This window comes from Exiguobacterium sp. 8A (assembly GCF_902506275.1).
Lineage (GTDB): Bacteria > Bacillota > Bacilli > Exiguobacteriales > Exiguobacteriaceae > Exiguobacterium > Exiguobacterium profundum.
The window spans coordinates 1-1721 of sequence record NZ_LR733688.1; the positions used below are offsets into that span (position 1 = coordinate 1).

Annotated in this window: 1 protein-coding gene; it reads right to left on the reverse strand. The window is 56.0% G+C overall.

Translation table 11 applies throughout. The features are described 5' to 3' along the window. Window positions 1–410: 410 nt before the first annotated feature. Window positions 411–1721, reverse strand: a 1311-nt coding sequence (locus GVY42_RS16210; protein ID WP_159565731.1) for a hypothetical protein, incomplete at its 5' end; no start/stop codon positions are given.

A 1721-nucleotide genomic window follows, 5' to 3' on the forward strand; every position in this document is an offset into this window, starting at 1 on the left:
CATCACTCCAGCCCTCGCCCGCTCTAAGCAATGTGGCGACCGGGGTATCTGTGCCCAACCCTTTGCAGTGGTATCTCAGGCGGCAACGATAATCCGTGAAAAATTGGGCCCCATCCCGCTGATGCGGCATGGGGCCCAATGTAAGGTTATGCAGAATCAGCGCGATTCGTCATCTGAGTTGTTCGAACGATCAATTCTGATTATGTTCACGGTCCACAGTAGGCCGAACACGGACATTGCACCAATGATCCATCTCGATATCGGAACACCCACATCGAACGATACCCACAGCACGAGGCCGATTATGGTAGTTATCGCCATAGCCGCAACGTATAACGAGAGAAGCCGACCGGACGGAAATGATAGTTGCTGCAGCAGTTTAGGTGATCCCTTGTCATTGTCGATATTGTTCATTTCCTCACCGCGAACGATTTGACCAATTCAACACAATTCCCGATACCTAGCAACTCAAAGAGCCCGGCACCAACCAGTGAGATGATAGTCCCCCAGGCGCCAACCTTCTTCTTCGACAGGCTGGACTTGTTGGCAACATACTTCTTCAGTGACTTCATGACCTTATCAAGCTTGCCACCAAGCTCGTTGTAGGCCTTGATGACCTTCTTAGAGCTTTTGATAATCTTTTCAACCTTCGCAAGCTTTTGTACTGCCTTCGCGGCCGGTAGGGTCCAAGACGCGATATCGAGAGCGCAACCCGCTACATTCTTGATAGTGGTCCAAAGATCAGGGTCGGCAACCACGGGGAAGCTGTCCACATTGCTAATGTCGACCACCTGCGTAACGGTGTCACCATCGACCTCGTAGCGCGTTGGAACGTCAGCGCCTCGTGCATCCTTCGCCCACGGCGCGTTCAAGGAGCCGATAAAGAAGCCGGAGCTATCCGTGATAACCAGCGCCCCGTCTTCGGTCGTCGCGATTTGGCTACCTTCCGGCAGGCCCAGAGGATACGCGAAGCGGGTCGGGGCTTGAGCTGTTTCGATCACGGTGGCGACTTGAACGGCGCCGTCTGAGTGCACGATGGGTACGGTGCTAGAGCCGTTTTGATTGTTGTAGGAAACGACGCCGTCTGTTTCGGACACAGCAGCGGTTGCTCCGGCGGCGAAAGGAAGGGCCGCTGAGAGGATGGTGCTTGCGGAATCGGAGGCGGTGGGATCCAAGGTGATTCTGTCCGTGGCGCTATTCGGAACCGTTACGGCTACCTCATCGGTCGTCTGGATTGCCACTGCGCCGCTGGTGGTCTTTTTCAGAGATGACAAATCCATGAGGGACTCGGGAGTGGCGTTCTCGATCGCCGTGAGGGTGGCGCTTGGGGCTGTTGCGTTTAGTCCGAATGCGAACTCTTGCTCTTCGGTGTCGCCCATAGCGTTGGTGATGATTGCCGTAACGCGATGCCAGCCGGGTGTGCCAGGGATGGTGACGTTGACCGACGCACCGTTGTCGCTGGTGAGTGGCAGGGTGTCGATCGGGTCGTCGTTCAAGAGCGTGATCAGGTAAGAGTCTGAGTCCGCTGAGGGGTGCGCTGTGACTTTGCAGACGATGTCAGCGCCATCCGAATGCGTCGTCCAACTGCCAGCTTTGTATTCGGTCGGGCAGGAGATTGTCGGGGCCATCGTGTTCACATACCAACCCTGAACGTCCACGATGTAGTGCGTCGCGTCCGCTACGTTGTTGAGGTCGATTTTGCCGTTGGCGCCGAGGGGGAC